This is a genomic window from Kitasatospora sp. NPDC028961, from assembly GCF_055564815.1.
Map to the genome: position 1 here is coordinate 240,939 of NZ_JBVHVO010000009.1, position 21,110 is coordinate 262,048.

Here is a 21,110-nt window from a genome sequence, read left to right on the forward strand (position 1 = left end):
GGCAATGACGCCTGCCCGCGCGCCCCCAGGAGGATCTCGAAGTGCACTCCACCACCTCTCGCAGAAGCCGCCGGACGATCGCCGCCGTGACCGGCAGCGCCGTACTGGCCCTGCTCGCCACCGCCTGCACCGGGTCCAGCGACGGCGGCGGCAGCGACGACTCCGCCTCCGGCAAGGACGTCACCATCAGCTTCTGGCACGGCTGGAGCCAGGACTCCGAGGTGAAGGCGATCAACGACAACATCGCCGCCTTCGAGAAGGCCCACCCGAACATCCACGTCAAGACGACCGGCAACATCGCCGACGACAAGGTCAACCAGGCGCTGCGGGCCGGCGGCGACGCGGCCCCAGACGTGGTCTCCTCCTTCACCACCAACAACGTCGGCATGTTCTGCTCGACCAAGGCCTTCGCCGACCTCAAGCCCTTCCTCGCCAAGGACAACATCGACGCGGCCAAGACCTTCCCGGCCGCGATGCTCAACTACACGCAGTACCAGGGCAACCAGTGTTCGCTGCCGCTGCTCGGCGACGCCTTCGGCCTGTACTACAACAAGGCCGCCTTCGCCGCCGCCGGCATCACCGCCGCTCCGAAGACCTTCAGCGAGTTCGCCGCCGCCGCGGCCGCGCTGACCGTCCCCGAGGGCGACGGCTACAAGCAGCTCGGCTTCATGCCGCTCTACCACGGCTACGAGTCGACCACCGAGCACTTCCTCGGCCAGTGGGGCCCCAGCTACTTCGACGGCTCCGGCAAGTCGAACCTCGCCACCGACCCCAAGATCGCCTCGATGCTGACCTGGCAGAAGGGCCTGGTCGACAAGCTCGGCGGCTACGACAAGCTGGACAAGTTCCGCGCCACCTTCGGCGAGGAGTTCAGCGCCAAGAACCCCTTCCACACCGGCCAGGTCGCGATGGCCATCGACGGTGAGTGGCGGACCGCCTCGCTCGCCGAGAACAAGCCCGACTTCGAGTGGGCCACCGCGCCGTTCCCGGTGCCGGACGACCAGCTCGACACCTACGGCCGCGGCTACCAGACCGGCACCATCGTCGGCATCGCCAGCACCAGCAAGAAGCAGGCCGCCGCCTGGGAGCTGGTCAAGTTCCTGACCACCGACACCGACGCGGTGGTCAGCTTCGCCAACGCGATCCACAACGTGCCGAGCACCTTCGACGCGCTCAACTCGCCGAAGCTGATCAGCGACGCGAACTTCAAGACCTTCCTGGACATCGCCAAGAACCAGCACTCCGGCACCACGCCGGCGAGCGTCAACGGCGGCGCGTACATCGTGTCGCTGCAGAACCTCGGCTACGCCTACGAGTCCGGTCAGCAGAAGGACCTCCCGGCCGGCCTGACGGCCACCGCCAAGGAGATCGACGCCGCCATCGCCCAGGCCAAGTAGCCAGCGGCCCACGGAGCTCCCATGTCACTCGCGTTCGGCACCCGCAAGGGCCCCGGATCGACCGACCCGGCGGCGCCCTCCACGCAGCACCTGCTGCGCCGGAAGCGCCGCCGGGAGGCGGCCCGCACCCTCGCCTTCCTCTCCCCCTGGCTGATCGGCTTCGGCGTCTTCTTCCTGTACCCGCTGATCTCGACGGTCTACTTCTCCTTCACCAAGTACAACGGCTTCGGCTCGCCGGCCTTCACCGGCCTGCAGAACTGGGACTACGTCTTCAACGACCTCCCGGCGTTCTGGCAGGGCCTGCGCAACACCGTCTGGCTGGTCTTCATCATGGTCGGCCTGCGGGTGGCCTTCGGCCTCGGCATCGGCCTGCTGATCACCAAGGTCAAGACCGGCGCCGGCTTCTTCCGCACCGCGTTCTACCTGCCGTACCTGGCACCGCCGGTGGCCGCGACCGTCGCCTTCGCCTTCCTGCTCAACCCCGGCACCGGCCCGGTCAACCACTTCCTCGGCGAGATCGGACTGCCGCAGCCCGGCTGGTTCTCCGACCCGTCCTGGTCCAAGCCCTCGCTCACCATGCTCGCCATGTGGGGGATCGGCGACCTGATGGTCATCTTCATGGCGTCCCTGCTGGACGTCCCGAAGGAGCAGTACGAGGCCGCCGAACTGGACGGCGCCGGCCCGCTCCAGCGGTTCCGGTTCGTCACCCTGCCGAACATCTCGCCGATCATCATGTTCGCGGTGGTCACCGGCGTCATCCAGACCATGCAGTACTACACGCAGGCGATCGTCGCCGGGAAGGTCGCCGGCGGAAACGCGGGCAACTCCGGGCAGCAGTTCGAACCCGGCTACCCGCAGGGCTCCACCTGGACCCTGCCGCAGATGGTCTACAACCTCGGCTTCCAGCGCTTCAACTACGGCGCGGCGTGCGTCGTCGCCCTGGTGCTGTTCGCCATCTCGATGGCGGTCACCTCGGTCCTGCTCCGCCGCAAGTCCGGCTTCATGTCGAACGACGACTAGGGCCCAGTGAGGACACGATCATGACTCTCAGCTCCACCCTCACGGCGCAGGCCCCCGCGAAGGGGCCCGCCCGGCGCGGCGCCCCCACCGCCGCCGCCCGCGCCGCCCGCCGCCGAGCGCTGCTCAACTGGGTGGCCGTGCACTCGCTCGCCATCGCCGCCACGCTGTTCTTCCTGCTGCCGTTCGTCTTCGCCTTCCTCACCTCCGTCATGACGGACAACCAGGCGCTCACCACGGACTACTGGCCGACCTCCTGGGAGTGGGGCAACTACGCCAAGGTCTGGAACACGCCCGGCTTCCTCACCTGGTGGCGCAACACCCTGCTGTACGCCGGCCTCGGCACCGCGCTGACCATCGTCTCCAGCCTGCCGGTGGCCTACGCGCTCGCCAAGTTCCGCTTCCGGGGCCGCAATCTGGCGCTGATGGCCGTCATCTCGATGATGATGCTGCCGCCGCAGGTCACCATCATCCCGATGTACCTGTTCTGGGCGAAGGAGCTCGGGCTGAGCGGCTCGCTCTGGCCGCTGATCATCCCGATGGCCTTCGGGGACGCCTTCTCCATCTTCCTGCTGCGGCAGTTCCTGATGACCATCCCCAAGGAGTACATCGAGGCGGCCCGGATCGACGGCTGCGGCGACCTGCGCACCCTGCTCAAGGTCGTGCTGCCGATGGCCAAGCCTGCCATCGCCGCCGTCGCCCTGTTCCAGTTCTTCTACTGCTGGAACGACTACTTCGGCCCGCAGATCTACGCCAGCAACAAGCCCGGCGCCTGGACCCTCTCCTACGGCCTGGAGTCGTTCAAGGGCGCCCACCACACCAACTGGAACCTCACCATGGCCGCCACCCTGCTGGTGATGGCGCCGGTGATCGTCCTCTTCTTCTTCGCACAGAAGGCCTTCATCGAAGGCGTGACACTGACAGGGGTCAAGGGCTGATGTCCGCACTGAAGTTGGCCATCGTGGGTGGCGGTTCGACGTACACCCCCGAACTCATCGACGGTTTCGCCCGGCTGCGCGACACCCTGCCGATCGCCGAACTCGTCCTGATCGACCCGGCCGCCGACCGGCTGGAGCTGATCGGCGGGCTGGCCCGGCGGATCTTCGCCAAGCAGGGGCACGGCGCCGTGGTCACCACGACGACCGACGTCGAGGCGGGCGTCGCCGACGCCGACGCGGTGCTGCTGCAGCTGCGGGTCGGCGGACAGGCGGCCCGCAACCAGGACGAGACCTGGCCGCTGGAGTGCGGCTGCGTCGGCCAGGAGACCACCGGGGCGGGCGGCCTGGCCAAGGCCCTGCGCACGGTGCCGGTGGTGCTGGACATCGCCGAGAAGGTCCGCCGGACCAACCCCGACGCGTGGATCATCGACTTCACCAACCCGGTCGGCATCGTGACCCGGGCGCTGCAGCGCGCCGGACACAAGGCCGTCGGCCTGTGCAACGTCGCGATCGGCTTCCAGCGGCGGTTCGCCGGGCACCTCGGCGTCGACCCCGAGCTGATCCGCCTCGACCACGTCGGCCTCAACCACCTCACCTGGGAGCGCGGCGTCACCCTGCTCGACGCCCCGGGCGCGACCACCGGGCGCGAGGTGCTGCCGGAGCTGCTCACCGGCTTCGGCAAGGAGATCGCGGACGACATCCGGCTGCCGCGGCGCGTCGTCGAGCGCCTCGGCGTGGTGCCCTCCTACTACCTGCGGTACTTCTACCAGCACGACCTGGTCGTGGAGGAGCTGAAGGTCAAGGGCTCCCGGGCCGCCGAGGTCGCCGAGATCGAGCGGCAGCTGCTGGAGATGTACGCCGACCCGGCCCTGGACACCAAGCCGGAGCTGCTCGGGCAGCGCGGCGGCGCGTTCTACTCCGAGGCCGCCGTCCAGCTGATCGCCGCCCTGCTGGGCACCGGCGGCGGGACGTCCGTGCAGGTGGTGAACGCCCGCAACGACGGCGTGCTGCCGTTCCTGCCCGACGACGCCGTGATCGAGGTGCCCGCCGAGGTGGACGCCGCCGGCGTGCGCCCGCTGCCGCAGCGCCCGGTCGAGCCGCTGTACGCCGGCCTCATCGCCGCGGTGACCTCGTACGAGCGGCTCGCCCTCGACGCCGCCCTGCACGGCGGCCGCGACCGGGTCTTCGACGCCCTGCTCGCCCACCCGCTGGTCGGCCAGATCGAACTCGCCGACCAGCTGACGGACCGGCTGCTCGCCCACAACCGCGAGCACCTCGCCTGGGCCTGACGTGCCCGTTCCGTCCGGCCCGCGCCCCCGGCCGCCGTCGCCGCCGACCGCGGCGACGGCCCGCCGGGCCGCGAGGAGACCGACCACCCCCGGCCGGGGACAACGGCCGGGCCACGTACGAGCCGCGGGGACCTCATGACCCACCAGCCCGAACCACTACTGCCCGGCGTTCTCGCCATCGACGCGGGCAACTCCAAGACCGACGTCGCCCTGATCGGCGCCGACGGCACCGTGCTCGGCGCCGCCCGGGGCGGCGGCTTCGCACCGCAGAAGATCGGTGGCGCGGCGGCCGTCGCCGGCCTCGCGCCGCTGGTCGAGGAGGCGGCCACCGCTGCCGGGCTGACCTTCCGCAGCGGTGTGCTGACCACCCACGTCAGCGCCTGCCTCGCCAACGCCGACCTCCCGGTGGAGGAGGCCGCCCTGCGCACCGCCCTGGAATCGCACCCCTGGGGCCTCAGCAACACCGTCGTCAACGACACCTTCGGCCTGCTGCGGGCCGGCACCGACGGCCCGCGCGGCGTGGCCGTCGTCTGCGGGGCCGGCATCAACTGCGTCGGCCTGCTGCCCGACGGCCGCACCGCCCGGTTCCCCGCCCTCGGCGAGCTGACCGGCGACTGGGGCGGCGGCAGCGGCCTCGCCGTCAGCAGCATGTGGCACGCCGTCCGCGCCGAGGACGGCCGCGGCGGCCCGACCGGGCTCGCCCGCGCCATCGCTGAGCACTTCGGCCTGCCGGACACCGGCGCCGTCGCCGAGGCGATCCACCTCGGGCACCTGCCCTTCGGGCGGCTGCACGAGATCGTCCGGGTGCTGTTCGCGGTGGCGGAGACCGGCGACCCGGTCGCCCTGGAGCTGATCGACCGGCAGGCCGACGAGATCACCCGGCTCGCCGTCGTCGCACTGCGCCGCCTGGACCTGCTGGACGAGCCCACCCCGCTGGTGCTCGGCGGCGGGGTGCTCTCCTCCCGGCAGCCGCTGCTGCTCGACAACCTGACGGCGCGTCTGGCCGCGGCGGCGCCGCTGGCCGAGCCGCGGGTCGTCGTGGCGCCGCCGGTGCTGGGCGCCGCGCTGCTCGGCCTCGACCACCTCGCGGCCGGGCCGGCGGCCCAGGCCCGGGTGCGCGAGGCGTACGACCCGGCCCACCCGGTCGCCGCCTGACCCATCGCAGGCCCCCGAGACTCCGCCCCCGACAGGTCCGCACACCCGTCGGGGGCGGTCCCCGTGCGGCGGACGCCGGGGGCGGCGGCGGCGCGGGTGGCGGGCCTTCCCCCGGCGACCGCGGCCGCGCAGCCGTGTTGTCACCGCGGCCTTTCTGCCACCGTGACCGCGGCCGCACGAGAAGTCGGACCGGCCGACTTCTCGCGCCGTACGGCCTTGACCTCAACCGCACTTCATGGTGTGGGATGGGCATCGACGGCGGCGCACGCCGCCGGGGATCGTGGCCGGTCGAACGACGCGGTCGATGCCCCGTCCGTAGGGTGACGACCGGCCTCGGGCCAGTGGGCCGCCTCCGCACCCGATCGTGCCGGAGGCGGCCCCGGGCCCCGTCCGACCGGGTCGGCTCGCCCGATCCGGTCGACAGGGCGGCCGCCGATGGCGCAGAGTCGCGGCATGCCCCGACTTCCGCTGCCGTCCCTCCCGGCCCACTACCGGAGCCGGGCCGCCACCCCGGCCGACGCACCGGCGATCCACCGGCTGGTCGCCGCCCGCGAACGCGAGTTGCCCGGCGGCGCCGGCGGCGGGGCCGAGAACGCGGTCGACGGCGTGGCCGCCGACCTGGCCCTGCCCGGTCTGGACCCGGCCCGCGACACGCTGCTGGTGCTGGACGCGGCGGGCACCGTGGTCGCCCGGGCCTGGGTGCACGGCGGCCGGCGGAGCAAGGTGGACGTCCACCCGGCGCACCGGGGCCAGGGGTTGGGCGGCGCGCTGCTCGACTGGGTCGAGGCGCGGGCCCGGGAGCTGGGCAGCGAGCGGCTCTCGCAGACCGTCCGGGACGGCGACCGCGCCACCGACGCGCTGCTGCGTTCGCGCGGGTACGGGCCGTTCGTCACGCAGTGGCTGCTGGAGATCGCGCTGCCCGCCGGGCCGGCGGCGCCCGTACCACCGGCCGGGATCACCGTCCGGCCGTTCCGCGCCGGCGACGAGCGGGCCGCGTACCGGCTCACCGAGGACGCGTTCGACGAGTGGCAGGTGCGGCGCAAGCCCTACGAGGAGTGGGCGCGGCACACCGTCGAGCGGGACACCTTCGCGCCCGCGCTCTCGCCGGTCGCGTTCGCGGCCGGGGAGATGGTCGGCGCGGTGCTGTCGCTGGACCTGCCGGACACCGGCGAGGGCTACATCGAGCGGGTCGCGGTCCGGCGGGACCACCGCGGCCGGGGCGTCGCCCGGGCGCTGTTGCGGGAGGCGTTCACCGCGTTCCACCGGCGCGGCCGGCGGGCCTGCACGCTGTGGACGCACTCGGAGACCGGCGCGCTCGCGCTGTACCAGCGGGTGGGGATGACCGTCCGGCTCGGCTCGACGGTGTACGGCAAGCCGCTCCACCCGGGCGGGGCCGGCGGGCCGGCCCGATCGGGCGCGTGAGCCTGCCGTTCGGACCCGCCGGGAAGCTACCGTTCGGGTGGCTCCGGGCCGGGGTCGTCGATGGCCGTCGCCTACCTGGCCTCCCCGGAGGCCGGCTACGTCACCGGCCAGGTCATCGGGGTCAACGGCGGCGCCGTCCTAGGGCATTGAGGGCCGGTCGGCCGGGCGGCACGCCGCGCCGCCCGGAAACCGGCCGGCCGACCTGCGCTCCGGCGATGGTTCGGGCCGGATCCACCCCCAGATTGCTGGGATACCGGGCACCCCGCCCCGGACGCGAGGATGCGGCTACCGGGATCTGTGGCATGCACCAGACACAGCTCCTACCGCATCCCGACCGACCGGAGGAGCACCCCCATGGCCTCGCGCAACCGACGCGCCGCCCTCACCTCAGGATTCGCCGCACTCTTCGCCGTGACCGGCCTCGGCCTCGGCGCCGCACCCGCCCACGCCGACCCCGTGAACCCCGTCTGCAACCCGAATCAGGACTACCTCTGGCAGGACATCGTCTCGGCCCGGGTCGAACCGACCGTCACCGACTTCCTCGCGGTCGCCATCGCCCCCGGGACCACCGGCCAGTACACCAAGACGCTGTCCGAGGTCGACTCCGTGAGCACCACGGTCAACAGCAGCGTGGAGGTGACCGCCGACTTCAAGGCGCTGTTCGTCAAGGTCAGCGCCAAGGTCGGCTTCTCGGTGTCCAGTACCAAGTCGAGCACCCGGACCACCACCGTCACCGACACCGTGAACTTCAACAGCCCCGGCTACTACGGCCTCTACCGCGGCACCCGCAAGGTGACCGGCGAGTGGGTCCAGTTCGTCTGCGCGCGCTCCGGCCCGGCCACCGGGTACTGGATCAGGACCAATCCCGGCAGCAACGGCACCTTCACCACCTTCGACGTCCCGGAGCAGGGCACCGTCTCGTGCGCCTGGCCCGAGCCGGCCGGCACCCTGCGCGCCGCCGCCCGGGCGCGGCTCGTCTGCTGACCCCCGCCACCGTCTCCCGAATCCTCAGCCGCGAAAGCGAGTCCATGATGCCCGTTCCGCACCGACCCCGCCGCGGGGTCCGCCGCCGGCCGGCCGCGCTCGGCACCGCCGCAGCCGCCGTCGCCCTGCTGTTCACCGCCGTCCCGGCCGCCGTGGCGGCCCCGGCCTCGGTCACGACCACCTGGGGCGACTTCAACTGCGACGGGGGGCTCTACCGCATCAAGCCCTCCTCCGACCTGGCGCTGACTGTCGCGCTGTCCTCCCGGAACCACGGTTCGGTCATCCAGTACAAGTGGACCGGCGAGTCCAACCAGAAGTGGATCTACTGCCACCGCCCCGAGTCCAACGGCACCGAGACGGTGGTGTTCCAGGACAGTTGGCGGCACTGGTGCCTCGCCGTCGACCGCGACTACCTGAGCACCGGGGTCTGGATCATCGACACCGGCTGCTTCAGCGACCGCATCCCCACCGAGCAGCAGTTCGTGAAGACGAAGGTGCCCGGCACCAACCTGTTCGCACTCCAGGGGCAGCACTCCGGCCTGTGGGTCGCGCCCTCCGGCACCTACGGCGAGAACGGCAACCAGATCACCCAGGGCAACCAGCCGGAGCTGTACTCGCTCATTCCCGCCTGACCGCGCACCGGCGCCCGGGCACGCGGCCGGCCGGGTCCCGGTGGGCGGCCGGTCGCGGGCCCGGGCGTGCCCGGGGCGGGCCCGGGGGTCAGCGGCGACCGGCCGCCAGCAGGGCGGGGAGGGTGGCGAACTTGACCCGGGGGCGGCCGGCGGCCTCACCGAGGGCGCGTTCGGCGCGGTCGATGGCCCGCAGCTGCTTCAGCCCGACGGCGTCCGGCCGCCGGCTGCGGACCAGCCGGGCCAACTCCCGTCGGGTGCCGGACGAATCGGGCAGCGCACCGGCCGCGGCATCGTCCAGCAGGGCGTCCACGGTCTCCTGCGCGCAGGCCCGGTTGGCCCCGATCCCGCCGGACGGCCCGCGCTTGGCCCAGCCCACGACGTAGGTGCCGGGCAGCGGCCGGCCGGTCTCCGGGTCGATCACGCGGCCGCCCCGGTGCGGCACGGCCGCGGCGGCGGCGTCGAAGGGCAGACCGGGCACGGGGACGCCCCGGTAGCCGATGGACCGCACCACCAGCCCGGCCCGGAGGGTGCCGTGCTCGCCGGTGGGTTCGGCACGCGGACCGTCGGGGCCGGCCACGAGCGCCGTCCCGCCGAGCCGGACGCCCTCGACGCGGCCCGTGCCCAGGAGTTCGGTGGGCGCGGCGAAGAAGCGCAGCACGATCCGGCGGCCGGGGCGCGGCGGCTCGCCGCCGTCGACGTGCTCCAGCGGCAGCCCGGCGAGCAGCGCGGCCTTGGAGCCCTCCGGCGCGGCGGCGATCGCGGCGCGGACCTCGGGGTGGTCCTCGACGACGAGTTCGACGCCGGGCAGGTGCTGGAGCGCGAGGAACTCGGACCGCGTCCAGGCCGCCTGCTCGGGCCCCCGGCGGGCGAGCAGCACCACCTCCCGCACCCGGCTGTCCCGCAGGGCGGCGAGGGCGTGGTCGGCGATGTCGGTCGCGGCGAGGCGGTCCGGGTCGAGCAGCAGGATCCGGGCGACGTCCACGGCGACGTTGCCGTTGCCGACGACCACCGCCCGCTCGGCGGAGAGGTCGACGGCCTCGGCCGGGACGGTCGGGTCGGCGTTGTACCAGCCGACGAAGGTGGTGGCGGGCAGGCTGCCGGGGAGGTCCTCGCCGGGCAGGCCGAGCCGGCGGTCGGTGGCGGCGCCGACCGCGTACACGACCGCGTGGTGGTGGGCGGCCAGTTCGGCGTGGCTGAGGTCCTTGCCGATCTCGACGTTGAGGTGGACCCGCAGCCGGGGGTGGTGGAACACGCTCGCGAAGCTCTCGGCGATCCGCTTGGTCGACTGGTGGTCGGGGGCGACGCCGTGCCGCAGCAGGCCGCCGGCGACCGGCAGCCGGTCGATCATGGTGATCTCCGCGCCGGTGGTGCGCAGCAGCGACTGGGCGGTGTAGCTCGCGGACGGGCCGGTGCCGACGATCGCTATCCGCAGCGGCCCGAGGTCGTCCGGCAGGCTCCGGGGGAAGGTCGGCGCTCCCCAGCTGTGGTCGGCCGGGTGGTCCCGGTAGTAGTCGCGGTTGAGCTCCCCGAAGACGGTGTCGGGGCCGGCGAGCCGGTCGACGGGGTAGACGGCGTCGACCGGGCAGGCGTCCGCGCAGGCGCCGCAGTCGATGCAGGCGACCGGGTCGATGAAGAGCATGTCGGTACGGCCGAACTCCGGCTCGTCCGGGGTGGGGTGGATGCAGTTGACCGGGCAGACGGACACGCACGAGGCGTCGTTGCAGCAGGTCTGGGTGATCGCGTAGGCCATGGCCGGGTGGGGTCCTCGCTGCGTGGGGGAGGCGGTCGGGTCACGCCGGGTCGGGTCGGGCGCAGGCGCCGAGCCGGTCGGCGCGGGCGTCGGCCGGCTCTCGGGGTCGGGACGGATCGGGGTCGGGGCGGGGTCGGGACGGGGCGGCGTCGCGGTCGCGTCGGCGAGCGCCGGCTCGGCTCGGCTCGGCTCGGGTCGGGTCGGGTCAGAGCATGTCGACGCGGCGGTAGACCGCGGCCGCGGAGCTGTTGAGCAGCCCGGCCTCGCCGAGGAAGGCCATCAGGTGGCTGGAGCTGGTGCGCATCATCGCCTTGCGGTGCTGGTTGGCCCGCACCTCGGCCAGCGCCCGTTCGGTGTCCAGCCCGGCGGCCCGGTACACGCCCGGGTGGACCATGCTGCTGACGATGACGTAGGCCGCCACCGCGATGCCGGTCCCGGCGGCCCGCCGACGGGCGCGGCCGGCGCCGCGCAGCCGCTCGCGGATCTCCTGGCGGGCGAACTTCATGTGCCGCGATTCCTCGACGACATGGATCCGGGACGTCCCGCGGACGATGTCCAGGACGTTCTCGCCGCGCATCCAGTCGCGCTGCATGACGTCGAGCACCTCTTCGGCCACCAGGATCCCGCCGTAGGCGAGTTCACCCTTGGCGGTGGCCTTGAAGAGGCGGCCGGCCTGGGCGATCACCGCGGCGGGCCGGTACTGCGGGACGCCCATCTTCTCGCAGGCGCGCGCGAACATGATCGAGTGCCGGCACTCGTCGGCTATCTCGGTGAGGGCGAAGCGGAACTCCGCGCTGGCCGGGTTCTTCAGGTACTGGTCGCGCAGCACCATCTGCTGCAGGATCATCTCGAACCAGATGCCGGTGGTCATGATCGAGCAGACCTCGTGCCGGGTGAGGGTGACCCGCTGCCGCTCGGTCATCTCGTCCCACAGCCGGGTGCCGTAGAGCGTGCTCCACTCGGGGTTGAGCCCGTAGCCGTCCTCGGGGAGCGGCGCGTCCCAGTCGATCTCGGTCGCCGGGTCGTAGGAGAGGGTCGCGGCCGAGTCGAGCAGTCGCTTCGAGACGTCGTCGTCGGCCGAGGTGTGAGCGTGGATCCCTGCTGCCGTGCCGGGGTGAGCCATGGCTGCCTCCAGGTGCGTGCCCTGCGCGGGGTTCCCGCCCGCCCCGCTTATTAGACGGAGAGTACAATAAGAGGCCGGGCGCGAGAAGCCCTCGCGCACCGGCCTCCGGCGGAACCCGGGCCGCGCGTCAGCATGGCGGCCCGTCAGGCGTCGCATCCCCTCAGGCGTTGCGGGCCGTCAGGCGTGGCGCGCCGTCAGGCGGTGCTGGCCGTCAGGCGTTGCGGTCCCTCAGGCATCGCGGCCCGTCAGCTGCCGGGGTTTGTTTCACGCGTTCGGGCTGAGCGCCAGCCGGAGTGCCCCGGCGGCCTCCGCCGTGGCCTCGCGGAACCGCCGGCCTATTCCCAGGTAGTTGATGTAGCCGTGGATCAGGTCGGGCTGGCGGCTGAGCGCGACCACCACGCCCGCCTCGCGCAGCCGCTCGGCGTACGCCTCCCCCTCGTCGCGCAGCGGGTCGAAGCCCGCGGTGGCGATGTACGCGGGCGGCAGGCCGGTCAGGTCGGGGGTGAGCAGCGGGGAGAGCCGGGGGTCCGAGCGGTCCACGCCCTCGGGTGCGTAGTGGTCGGCGAACCAGTCCATGTGCGCGCTGGTGAGGAGGAACCCGTCGGCGAACAGCTCCCGGGACGGCCGGCGCCGGGAGGCGTCGACGGCCGGGTAGAAGAGCAGCTGGAACGCGGGCGCGGGCCCGCCGCGCCGGACCGCCAGCTGGGCGGTGACGGCCGCCAGGTTGCCGCCGGCGCTGTCGCCGCCGACCGCGATCCGGTCCGGGTCCACACCGAGGTCGGCCGCCTCGGCGTGGGCGTGGTCGAAGGCGGCCAGCGCGTCGTCCACGGCGGCCGGGAAGACGTGCTCCGGGGCCAGCCGGTACTCGACCGAGAGCACCCGGACACCCGCGTGCCGGGCGAGGAAGCGCGCGGTGTTGTCGTGGCTGGTCCGGGTGCCGAGCACCCAGCCGCCGCCGTGGAAGAAGACCAGCAGCCCGGACGGGGCGGCCAGGCCGTCCGGCGTGTACAGGGTGGCCGGCAGTTCGCCGTACTCGACCGGGATCCGGATCTCGCGGGTGGCCACCGGCTCGATCACCGGGCCGCTCACCAGATGGCGGCCGTGGTCCAGCCCGGCCCGCGACGCGGCCACTCCGGCGGGCCTGACCAGGTGGTTCCCGGAGATCCGCTGGAGGCTCAGCAGCAGTTGGGCGTCGAGGGCCAGCCGCTGGCCGTCCCGTCGGACGGGCGCGCCGGCGATCAGCCGGCGCAGCGGCCGCGGCAGCGCGTAGGCCGCGCGGACGGCGGCGGCCTGGGCACGGACCTGGACCGGGATCGTGGCCGGTGCCGGTGCCCGGGTCGGGATCGTCATGGTGCCTCCTGCGTGGTCGGGGCCCGGGCCGGCCGCTCGCGGCGGACCGGCACGGCGGCTCGGGATCGAGGCGGCTCAGCGTAGTGTTACTCGCCGGTTCGGCCCAGCGTGCCCCTTCGTGTGTCCGGTCGTGACGGCCCGGGCCTCGCGGCGAGGTCCGCGCGGCGGATGCCGGGCGCCCGGCGGTCCTCGACCGGACGGGCGCGGGCCGGGCCCCGGCCCGGCGCACCGAGCACACGCCGAGCCCGTGGGACACCCCGGCAACGCCTGACGGGACACCCCGGCCCGGGCCCCGCACAGGCCCCGGCCCGGCCGCCGCCGGTAGCCCGCCGTGACTGGCGGCGACGCGCGCCGGAGGGATGATGGAGAAGCCCCGGGCCAGGCAGCGGGGGGTACGGACCGGCGCGCTCGCGGCCGGAGGAGAGGAGCGACCGGATGAGCACGGTGGACCTCCTCCCCCTCGGCCCCCGGTCACCGGTGGGCCGCGCCCGGCACCCGGTCCCCCCGGCGGACGCCGGCTCTGCCGCCGCCCCTGCCCGGCGGGCGGTGACCCGGCGGCCCGGCGACGGCGGGGCAGCACATCACCCGGATGGGGGCCTGCGGCGGCACGCGGCCCGACGGCCGGAGGGAGGGTGACCATCGGACGGGACGGACGAACCGCAGACGGCCGAGACCGCACGACACATCCGAGGTGCGCACCATGGACAGCCGACGACCCCCCTTCGTCGACAGCGCGGCCGGCGCCCTGCTGGACGCGGACGGCAGGATCGTCCGCTGGACCCGGGAGGCCGAGCAGCTGCTGTCCCTGTCCGCCTCCGAGGTCTGCGGCCGCCCGGTCCGTGAGCTGCTGGCCGACCCGGCCACCTGGACCGCCCTGCTGGCCGAACGCCGGGCCGAGCGCGCGGCGGCAGCGGAGCGGGCGGCGGCAGCTGAACGGGCGGCCTCCGCCGAGCCGGCGGCGCCGCAGTCCCCGGAGCAGTCCTCCGACACCTGGTCCGGCACCGCGCTGGTGCGCTCCGGCCGGGGCGAGGAGCTGGGGATCGTCTTCCAGGTGCTCCCGCTGGAGGACAGCGACGGCCGGAAGCCGTCCGGCGCGGCCCGGTACTTCCTGCTCGGCGCCCCCGCCGAACTCGTCACCCAGTGGCGGCAGGACCAGGCGTTCACCCGGGAGCTGTTCCTCCAGGACCGGGTGGGCCTCGCCGTGTTCGACACCCAGCTGCGACTGGTCAGGACCAACACCCACCTGCTCCCCTACTCCGGCCTCCCGCCGGACCTGACCGGACGGCGCCTCGGGGACTTCCTGGAGCCCGAGGGCGCCGAGGCGGTCGAAAAGCAACTGCACGAGGTGCTGCGGACGGGCCGGCCGCTGGTGATCTCCGGGGAGCTGGTGCGGACGATCGAGGAGCCGGGCGGCGGGGCGGCGATGGCGATCTCGGCCTTCCGGCTGCAGGCCGCCGACGGTCAGGTGATCGGGGTGACGGCGCTGTTCACCGACGTCACCGCGCTCCACCGCTCCGGCGAGCGGCTCGCCGTGCTGCACCGCGCGACGGCGGCGGTCGGCGGATCGCTCTCGGTCACCGGCACCGCAGGGGACCTCGCCGCCGTCCTGGCGCCCGGGCTGGCCGACCTGGCCGTGGTCGAGATCGCCGAGGCGGTGTTCACCGGCGAGGAGCCGGCGCCCGGCCGGGACGGCCGGCTGCTGCTCCGCCGGACCGCCGTCACCGGGGACGCGGACCTGCTGGAGGACGCGGGGCTGGACCGGGTGGCGGAGACGACGGCGGTGGAGTTCGACACCGAGGGCTCACCGGTCGCCCCCGCCGGCCCTCCAACCCTGACCACCGCGGACGCCTCCCCGAGCACGGCCGGCACGATGACCGCGCCGCTGCGCGCCCGGGGCAGCCTCCTCGGCCGGGTGACCGTCCACCGCGCCGCCGGCCGCCTCGCCTACGAACCGGCCGATCTGGACCTGCTGCGCGAGATCGCCGCCCGCACCGCCCTCGCGCTGGACAACGCCCGCCGCTACACCCGCGAGCACCGCGCCGCCGTCAGCCTCCAGCGCAGCCTGCTGCCGCCCGCGCACTTCGAGACCGCCGCCGTGACCACCGCCAGCGTCTACCTGCCCACGGACACCGCCAGCGGCGTCGGCGGCGACTGGTTCGACGTGATCCCGCTCTCCTCGGCCCGGGTCGCGCTGGTCGCCGGGGACGTGGTCGGCCACGGGCTGGAGGCCAGCGCCACCATGGGCCGGCTGCGCACCGCCGTCCGGACCCTCGCCGACCTCGACCTGGAACCCGACGAGCTGCTGGTCCATCTCGACGACCTGGTCTGCCAGTTGCTGATCGAGGGCGAGAGGCCGGAGGAGGACGGCGAGTGGCCCGCCGGTCAGCGGACCGGCCCGTTCGGCGCCACCTGCGTCTACGCCGTCTACGACCCGGTCTCGCGGCGGTGCGCGATGGCCTCCGCCGGACACCCGCCGCCCGCCGTCGCGGCGCCGGACGGCACCGTCGAGTACGTGCCGGTGCGCCCGGGGCCGCCGCTGGGCGTCAGCGGTCTGCCGTTCGAGGTGGCGGAGGTCGAGCTGGCGCCGGGCAGCGTACTGGCGCTCTACACCGACGGGCTGATCGTGGGGTACGGGGGCGACCTCGACGAGGGGCTGGCCGAGCTGCGCAGCCGGATGTCCCGCCCCGGCGCCGCCGCCGCACCGCTGCGGGAGCTCGGCCGCGCCATCGTCGACGGTCAGCCGGCGCACCGGCTGGCCGACGACGTCACCCTGCTGCTCGCCCGCACCCGGGCGGTGCCGACCGACGCCACCGCCACCTGGTCGGTGGAGGCCGACCCGGCGGCCGTCGCCCGGGTCCGCGGGAGTGCGACGGCGCGGCTGCGCGACTGGGGCCTGGAGGAGCTGGTCTTCACCACCGAGCTGGTGCTGAGCGAGCTGGTCACCAACGCCATCCGCTACGCCGGCGGCCCGGTCGAGGTGCGGCTGATCCTGGCGGAGCGGCTGACCTGCGAGGTCTCCGACCCCAGCGCCACCCAGCCGCGGATGCGCCGGGCCCGGCTCACCGACGAGGGCGGCCGGGGCCTGTACCTGGTCGCCCAGCTCACCAGCCGCTGGGGCAGCCGCTACACCCGCAACGGCAAGACCATCTGGGCCGAGCAGGAGCTGCCGTAGCCACCCCGGCCCGGGCCCGGGCCCGCCCGGGACGGCGAAGGGCCGGTCGACCCGACGGAGTGTCGGGCCGACCGGCCCTCGTGCGGCCGCCCGGAAGTGGACCGGGGGATCAGGCCGAGAAGTAGCCGATCAGATCGGCGACCACGTCGGTCGAGCCCCACTGGTTGGCGAACGACACCCGGCCGTCCACCACCGGGACCATCACCAGGGCCGACACCACCGTGCCCGGCCGGTAGTTGACGTTCGAGGCGTCCGGCCGGTCGATCCCGTGCGGATAGACCGTCAGGAAGCTGGTCTCGGTGGGCCAGACCGTCGTGACGTTCAACAGCACCGAGGTGACGCCGGTCGCGGGCACGCCCTCGACGCCGGCCACCTTCAGGCTGACCCGCCCTCGCCGTCCCGGGTGTCCAGCAGCCGCACCAGCCGGGCCGCCCGAGACGCGGGTCACATCCGTGCGTGTCACAACCCGGCCGCCCAGTCCGTCTCAAGGGGTGCAGGGACGGACGACAACGGAGGAGCACCCCATGGACGCGCGACTGAGCCTGTTCGCCACCCCGGCCGCCGGGAAGGCCTTCAAGCACCTGATGGCGCTGGGCAGGACGCTCAAGGACGGACCGCTGCCGGCGGCGACGCAGGAGCTGGTGGCGCTGCGGGTGAGCCAGATCAACGGCTGCGCGGTCTGCATCGACATGCACGGCAAGGAGGCCGCGGCCGCCGGCGAGACCGCGGCGCGGCTCAACCTGGTGGCGGCGTGGCGGGAGGCGACGGTCTTCACCGAGGCCGAACGGGCCGCGCTGGAGCTGGCGGAGCAGGGGACGCGGGTCGCGGACGCGGCCGGCGGGGTCGACGACGAGGTGTGGGCGCGGGCCGCCGCGCACTTCGACGAGGAGCAGTTGACCGCCCTGACGATGCTGGTCTCGCTCATGAACATGGTGAACCGGCTCAACGTCATCACCCGGCAGCCCGCCGGCGACTACGAGGTCGGTCAGTTCCACTGAGTACGCGACGGGCGGGGGCGACGGGCCCCCGCCCGCGGATGATTCGGACGATCAGGAGAGGGGATCCGGCGTGAGCAAGGTCGAGGAGTTCGAGGAGCTGCGGTCGCTGCTGTTCTCGATCGCCTACCGCATCCTGGGCAGCGTGAGCGAGGCCGAGGACGCGGTGCAGGAGACATGGCTGCGCTACGACGGCTCGGCGACCCGGCCCACGTCGGTCAGGGCCTTCCTGTCGGCGACGGTGACGCGGATCTCGATCGACGTCCTGCGCTCGGCCCGGGTGCGGCGGGAGGCGTACGTGGGCGCGTGGTTCCCCGAGCCGCTGCTGGACGACCCCTACCAGGACCCGGCGCGGTCGGCGGAGCTGGCCGACTCGGTCTCGATGGCGGCGCTGCTGCTGCTGGAGCGGCTCAGTCCGCTGGAGCGGGCGGCGTTCGTGCTGCGGGAGGTGTTCGGCTTCGGGTACGACGAGGTGGCGGCGACGGTCGGCCGGTCCGAGGCCGCCTGCCGGCAGCTGGTGGTGCGGGCCCGCCGGCACATGGAGGCCGGACGGCCGCGCTTCGAGGCGGTCCGCACGGAGCAGGAGGAGCTGTCGGCGCGGTTCTTCGAGGCCCTGCGCGAGGGTGATGTGGCCGGTCTGCAGGAGCTGCTGGCCGCCGACGTGACGATGGTCGGCGACGGCGGCGGCAAGACCCCGCAGCTGGCCAGGGCCATCGCCGGCGCCGGGAACGTGGCCCGGCTGCTGGCCGCCTTCTTCCCCCGGCTGGCGCTGGTCGACGTGACCTGCGAGCCGCACGAGGTCAACCGCCAGCCGGGCGCGATCCTCCGCGACCGGGACGGCAGGGTGCTGCAGGCGCTGTCGCTCGACGTGCTCGACGGCCGGATCCAGGCCATCCGCCTGGTCCTCAACCCCGACAAGCTCGGCCACCTCGGCCCGGTCGCCGACGCCTGGGCCGTCCACGACGAGGTCCGGAAGGCCCGCCGCCCGAGGCGGTGACCCCGGGACAACGAGAAGGCCGGTCGGCCCGACGTGAGTCGGGCCGACCGGCCTTCTGCTGGTCTGACGACCAAGTGTGCGCGAGGGGGGAGTTGAACCCCCACGCCCTTTCGGGCACTGGAACCTGAATCCAGCGCGTCTGCCTATTCCGCCACCCGCGCATCTGGGTGATGAGGTAAATCGTAGCCCATCCGCGCGGGTGCTCCGAACCAGGTCAGCGGGGCCGCCGGGATCAGCCTGCGAGGCGCTCCACGATCCAGTCCAGCAGCACGGGCGACCCGTTGCTGTGCACGGTGTTGTCGTCGTCGAAGGCGACCTCGTCCAGGTGGCCCCGGTCGAGGTCCGCGTCGGTGATGGAGAGGTTCACGTCGACGTTCCACTGCACCGGGTCGAAGTCCAGCGCCGCCGCGCTGACGGACGGGACGAAGGCGCCGCTGCGGAAGTCCTCGGAGATCTTCGCCTTCAGCGCGTCCGCGACCTTGCCGAAGGAGTCCAGGGTGCCGCCGGGCGCCCCGTCCAGCGCCGGGACCTCGGTGGTGATGCTGCGGCGCATCGCCAGGCCGAGGTGCATGCCGCCGATCGGCTGCTCCTCGCCCCGCTCCGGCTGGAAGCGGGCCGTGGCGCTGGCGATCAGGGCCTGCCAGTCGAAGGCGACCTCGCCCGCCGGCAGCGGGCGGCCGACGCCGTCGCGGCGGCCGTTGGAGACACCCAGCTTGCGCGGGATCGACGGGAACTCGTCGAAGCGCTTGAGGTCCGCCAGGAACTCCGCGCGCAGCGGGCTGGAGGTGGCGACCGGCCCGGAGTACTTGGAGTTCTCCACCCAGGCCCAGAGCAGCTGCTGGGCGGCGGGGCTGCGGATCAGGTCGGCCTGCTTGGCGCCGTCCGGGCCCGCCGGGGTGTAGTCCTCGAAGAAGTAGGCCATCTGCTGGAGCACCAGCGGGATCCACGCGCCGTTGTGGGGCGAGTCGAAGGAGAGGTACGTCTCCGTCTGGTGGTCCATCTTCTGCGTCTCCAGCTTGGCGAGCGCGAAGCGGGTGACGATCCCGCCCATGCTCACCCCGCCGACGGTCAGCCGCTCGTCGCCCACCCGCTCCTGGATCACCCTGAAGATCGCCTCGATCGCGACCTCGGCGTTGGCCTGGATGTGGGTGTGCCGCTCCTCGAAGCCGAGCAGGACGATGTCGAAGCCCCGGGCGAGCAGCTGGTCGAAGAGCCCCTGCTTGTCGTCGTAGGGCTGGTTGAAGTACGCGAACAGCTCGGGGAGCTTGCTCGGGCCGTAGCTGAAGCCGTCCGCGAAGAGGAAGGGCTTGCGCAGGCCGAGCTTCGGGTTGGCGTAGTAGACGGCCGCCTTGCCCTTCGCCGCCTGCCCCTTGTACTCGGCGCCGGTCAGCTCCCAGACCACGTCGGCCTGGCGCCCGCCGGGAGCCGAGCGCTCCAGCGCGGAGGCGAACCACACGTCGGTCGTCAGCGAGGCGGCGAGCTCCGCCACCTCCGCCTGACTGGGCTCCGCCTGGCCCCCTTTGAGGGTCAGGGCTACGTCGATCCTGGGTTCCTGTGTCATGACTACCGCCTCGGTCCAGTCGAACGGGGGATCACGTGCGCACAGTCGGTGACCGTAATGGTTTGATCACGCACCGCACCAGCGGAACACGCAGAGTGATCGAGATTGTTCGGCCGCAGTTGGCGGACGACCGGAGTTGGCCGACCGGTCAGACGGGGAAGTCGCCGGCCCGGACGGCGGCGAGGAAGGAGTCCCAGGCGGAGGCGGGGAAGAGGAGCGCGGGCCCGTCGGGGTCCTTCGAGTCACGCACCGGCACGAGGCCGGGGAACCCGGGGGCCACTTCGATGCAGTCGCCGCCGTTGCCGCCGCTGTAGCTGCTCTTGCGCCAGGCGGCTGCGCTCAGTTCGTTCCTGGTCATCCCTGAACCCCTCCAGCGCATCAGCGATCAGCGCGACCGAGTCGTCCGCCGAGAGTACGTCTCCGCGGAGACGATCATAGCTTCGCTGATGCCCCGACACGACGGCTGCGATATCGCAAGGATGCCCGCGATCAAGGCTTTCCGAGTAGACCCAGTGCTGGCCGTCGGGCATCTCCAACAGCACCATCGACTTGTCGATGATCGTGCGGCGCCGCGCAAACGGTGCGACTTGGATGAGCACATTCGGGAGCTGCGCAACCTTCAGAAGGTGTTCCATCTGGCACATCATCACCTTGGGCCCGCCGAAGACCGTCCGAATGGCGCTCTCATCCAAAATTGCCACCAGCAGCGGCCCATCAGGGTCAAGGAAGCGCTTTTGTCGACCCAATCGGGCGGCCGTCCGCTCCTCGATCAACTCAGGGTTCCCGGCGGCATCGCTTGCCTCGAACACGGCCCGCGCATACTGGCGACACTGAAGCAGCCCGTGCACTACGGAGTGTTGGAAGACCCTTACGGCAACCGCCTCCGACTCCATGTCCGCATGGTTCTGGAACCAGTCCGGGTGCTCGATCTCCGCGTTCCAGTCCACCCGGTCCCAGAGCCGCTTCAGCAAGCCACCGGTGCTCATCAACTGGTCGGCTTCCACCACCGACTCAGGAGGCATCCGGCGCTTGCCGCTCTCATATCGGGTGATGTTCGTCCGATTGCAGTGCAGGAGCTTGCCGAGCTCCTCCTGGGTGTAGCCGCCCAACTCACGGTAGAACCGCAGCTCTTCGCCGAACATCACGGCGGAGCTGGCCGTCGGCCCCTGCTTCGCCCTCCGGTGTGACATGCCGTCCCCCCTCACGTGCCGCATGTGACCGGTACTCCGGATTGGTCGTCACCGTACCTCCGTCCCCTCGATGATTGATGCCGGAACGCAATCTTCTGCTTGCACCGCGTGACCACGCGCCGTCCCGCGAGCCGCTTC

Annotated in this window: 18 protein-coding genes and 1 tRNA gene; 11 read left to right on the forward strand and 8 right to left on the reverse strand. The window is 73.1% G+C overall.

Going from position 1 to position 21,110, the window contains the following annotated elements; all coding sequences use genetic code 11:
* Positions 1–86 precede the first annotated feature (86 nt).
* The 8 genes from ACZ4UX_RS19235 to ACZ4UX_RS19270 all read left to right on the forward strand — a co-directional run bounded on the left by ACZ4UX_RS19235 (position 87) and on the right by ACZ4UX_RS19270 (position 8,834).
* On the forward strand, positions 87–1,397 hold the full coding sequence (locus tag ACZ4UX_RS19235; protein ID WP_380391974.1) for an extracellular solute-binding protein: 1,311 nt from the start codon (positions 87–89) through the stop codon (positions 1,395–1,397).
* A 21-nt stretch (positions 1,398–1,418) separates the two neighbouring features.
* Positions 1,419–2,417, forward strand: coding sequence for a carbohydrate ABC transporter permease (locus ACZ4UX_RS19240; protein WP_359809008.1), 999 nt, complete (start codon positions 1,419–1,421; stop codon positions 2,415–2,417).
* 20 nt (positions 2,418–2,437) lie between these two features.
* Positions 2,438–3,352, forward strand: coding sequence for a carbohydrate ABC transporter permease (locus tag ACZ4UX_RS19245; RefSeq protein ID WP_329489966.1), 915 nt, complete (start codon positions 2,438–2,440; stop codon positions 3,350–3,352).
* An 8-nt stretch (positions 3,353–3,360) separates the two neighbouring features.
* Positions 3,361–4,641 carry a 6-phospho-beta-glucosidase gene (locus tag ACZ4UX_RS19250; protein WP_352293912.1) on the forward strand — a complete coding sequence of 427 codons (1,281 nt, stop codon included), beginning with the start codon at positions 3,361–3,363 and terminating at the stop codon, positions 4,639–4,641.
* Between the two features lie 135 nt (positions 4,642–4,776).
* Positions 4,777–5,796 carry an N-acetylglucosamine kinase gene (locus ACZ4UX_RS19255; protein WP_329489965.1) on the forward strand — a complete coding sequence of 340 codons (1,020 nt, stop codon included), beginning with the start codon at positions 4,777–4,779 and terminating at the stop codon, positions 5,794–5,796.
* A gap of 453 nt (positions 5,797–6,249) precedes the next feature.
* On the forward strand, positions 6,250–7,218 hold the full coding sequence (locus ACZ4UX_RS19260; RefSeq protein ID WP_465707493.1) for a GNAT family N-acetyltransferase: 969 nt from the start codon (positions 6,250–6,252) through the stop codon (positions 7,216–7,218).
* A 354-nt stretch (positions 7,219–7,572) separates the two neighbouring features.
* Positions 7,573–8,202: a hypothetical protein gene (locus ACZ4UX_RS19265; RefSeq protein ID WP_465707494.1), complete on the forward strand. Its 630-nt coding sequence runs from the start codon at positions 7,573–7,575 to the stop codon at positions 8,200–8,202.
* A gap of 44 nt (positions 8,203–8,246) precedes the next feature.
* Entirely contained in the window at positions 8,247–8,834 is a 588-nt protein-coding gene (locus ACZ4UX_RS19270; RefSeq protein WP_465707495.1) for an RICIN domain-containing protein, read from the forward strand.
* Positions 8,835–8,922: 88 nt separating this feature from the next.
* Here the strand turns inward: ACZ4UX_RS19270 and ACZ4UX_RS19275 are convergent, their stop codons facing one another.
* The 3 genes from ACZ4UX_RS19275 to ACZ4UX_RS19285 form a co-directional block, all read right to left on the reverse strand.
* On the reverse strand, positions 8,923–10,584 hold the full coding sequence (locus ACZ4UX_RS19275) for an FAD-dependent oxidoreductase (RefSeq protein WP_465707496.1): 1,662 nt from the start codon (positions 10,582–10,584) through the stop codon (positions 8,923–8,925).
* 205 nt (positions 10,585–10,789) lie between these two features.
* The gene (locus tag ACZ4UX_RS19280) at positions 10,790–11,707 is read right to left on the reverse strand and encodes an AurF N-oxygenase family protein (RefSeq protein WP_380385886.1); all 918 of its coding nucleotides are present in this window, start codon (positions 11,705–11,707) and stop codon (positions 10,790–10,792) included.
* 264 nt (positions 11,708–11,971) lie between these two features.
* Entirely contained in the window at positions 11,972–13,057 is a 1,086-nt protein-coding gene (locus ACZ4UX_RS19285; RefSeq protein WP_465707497.1) for an alpha/beta hydrolase, read from the reverse strand.
* A 700-nt stretch (positions 13,058–13,757) separates the two neighbouring features.
* On the opposite strand from ACZ4UX_RS19285, the gene ACZ4UX_RS19290 reads away from it, so the two are divergent.
* Positions 13,758–16,229 carry a SpoIIE family protein phosphatase gene (locus ACZ4UX_RS19290; protein ID WP_465707498.1) on the forward strand — a complete coding sequence of 824 codons (2,472 nt, stop codon included), beginning with the start codon at positions 13,758–13,760 and terminating at the stop codon, positions 16,227–16,229.
* Between the two features lie 109 nt (positions 16,230–16,338).
* On the opposite strand, the gene ACZ4UX_RS19295 is transcribed toward ACZ4UX_RS19290, so the two are convergent.
* Positions 16,339–16,602, reverse strand: coding sequence for a hypothetical protein (locus ACZ4UX_RS19295; protein ID WP_465707499.1), 264 nt, complete (start codon positions 16,600–16,602; stop codon positions 16,339–16,341).
* Between the two features lie 151 nt (positions 16,603–16,753).
* Between ACZ4UX_RS19295 and ACZ4UX_RS19300 the strand changes: the two genes are divergently transcribed.
* Positions 16,754–17,227 carry a carboxymuconolactone decarboxylase family protein gene (locus ACZ4UX_RS19300; RefSeq protein ID WP_465707500.1) on the forward strand — a complete coding sequence of 158 codons (474 nt, stop codon included), beginning with the start codon at positions 16,754–16,756 and terminating at the stop codon, positions 17,225–17,227.
* Between the two features lie 70 nt (positions 17,228–17,297).
* A complete protein-coding gene (locus ACZ4UX_RS19305; RefSeq protein ID WP_465707501.1) occupies positions 17,298–18,221 on the forward strand; it encodes an RNA polymerase sigma-70 factor in 924 nt (307 codons plus the stop codon).
* Between the two features lie 77 nt (positions 18,222–18,298).
* On the opposite strand, the gene ACZ4UX_RS19310 is transcribed toward ACZ4UX_RS19305, so the two are convergent.
* From ACZ4UX_RS19310 to ACZ4UX_RS19325, 4 genes are all read right to left on the reverse strand, one after another.
* Positions 18,299–18,382: transfer RNA gene (locus ACZ4UX_RS19310), tRNA-Leu, on the reverse strand.
* Between the two features lie 71 nt (positions 18,383–18,453).
* Positions 18,454–19,782 carry an alpha/beta hydrolase gene (locus ACZ4UX_RS19315; RefSeq protein ID WP_465707502.1) on the reverse strand — a complete coding sequence of 443 codons (1,329 nt, stop codon included), beginning with the start codon at positions 19,780–19,782 and terminating at the stop codon, positions 18,454–18,456.
* A 148-nt stretch (positions 19,783–19,930) separates the two neighbouring features.
* A complete protein-coding gene (locus ACZ4UX_RS19320; protein WP_380385873.1) occupies positions 19,931–20,062 on the reverse strand; it encodes a DUF397 domain-containing protein in 132 nt (43 codons plus the stop codon).
* Positions 20,025–20,924, reverse strand: a complete 900-nt coding sequence (locus ACZ4UX_RS19325) for a helix-turn-helix domain-containing protein (protein ID WP_465707503.1) — start codon at positions 20,922–20,924, stop codon at positions 20,025–20,027. The genes ACZ4UX_RS19320 and ACZ4UX_RS19325 overlap by 38 nt, the downstream gene beginning before the upstream one ends.
* Positions 20,925–21,110 lie beyond the last annotated feature (186 nt).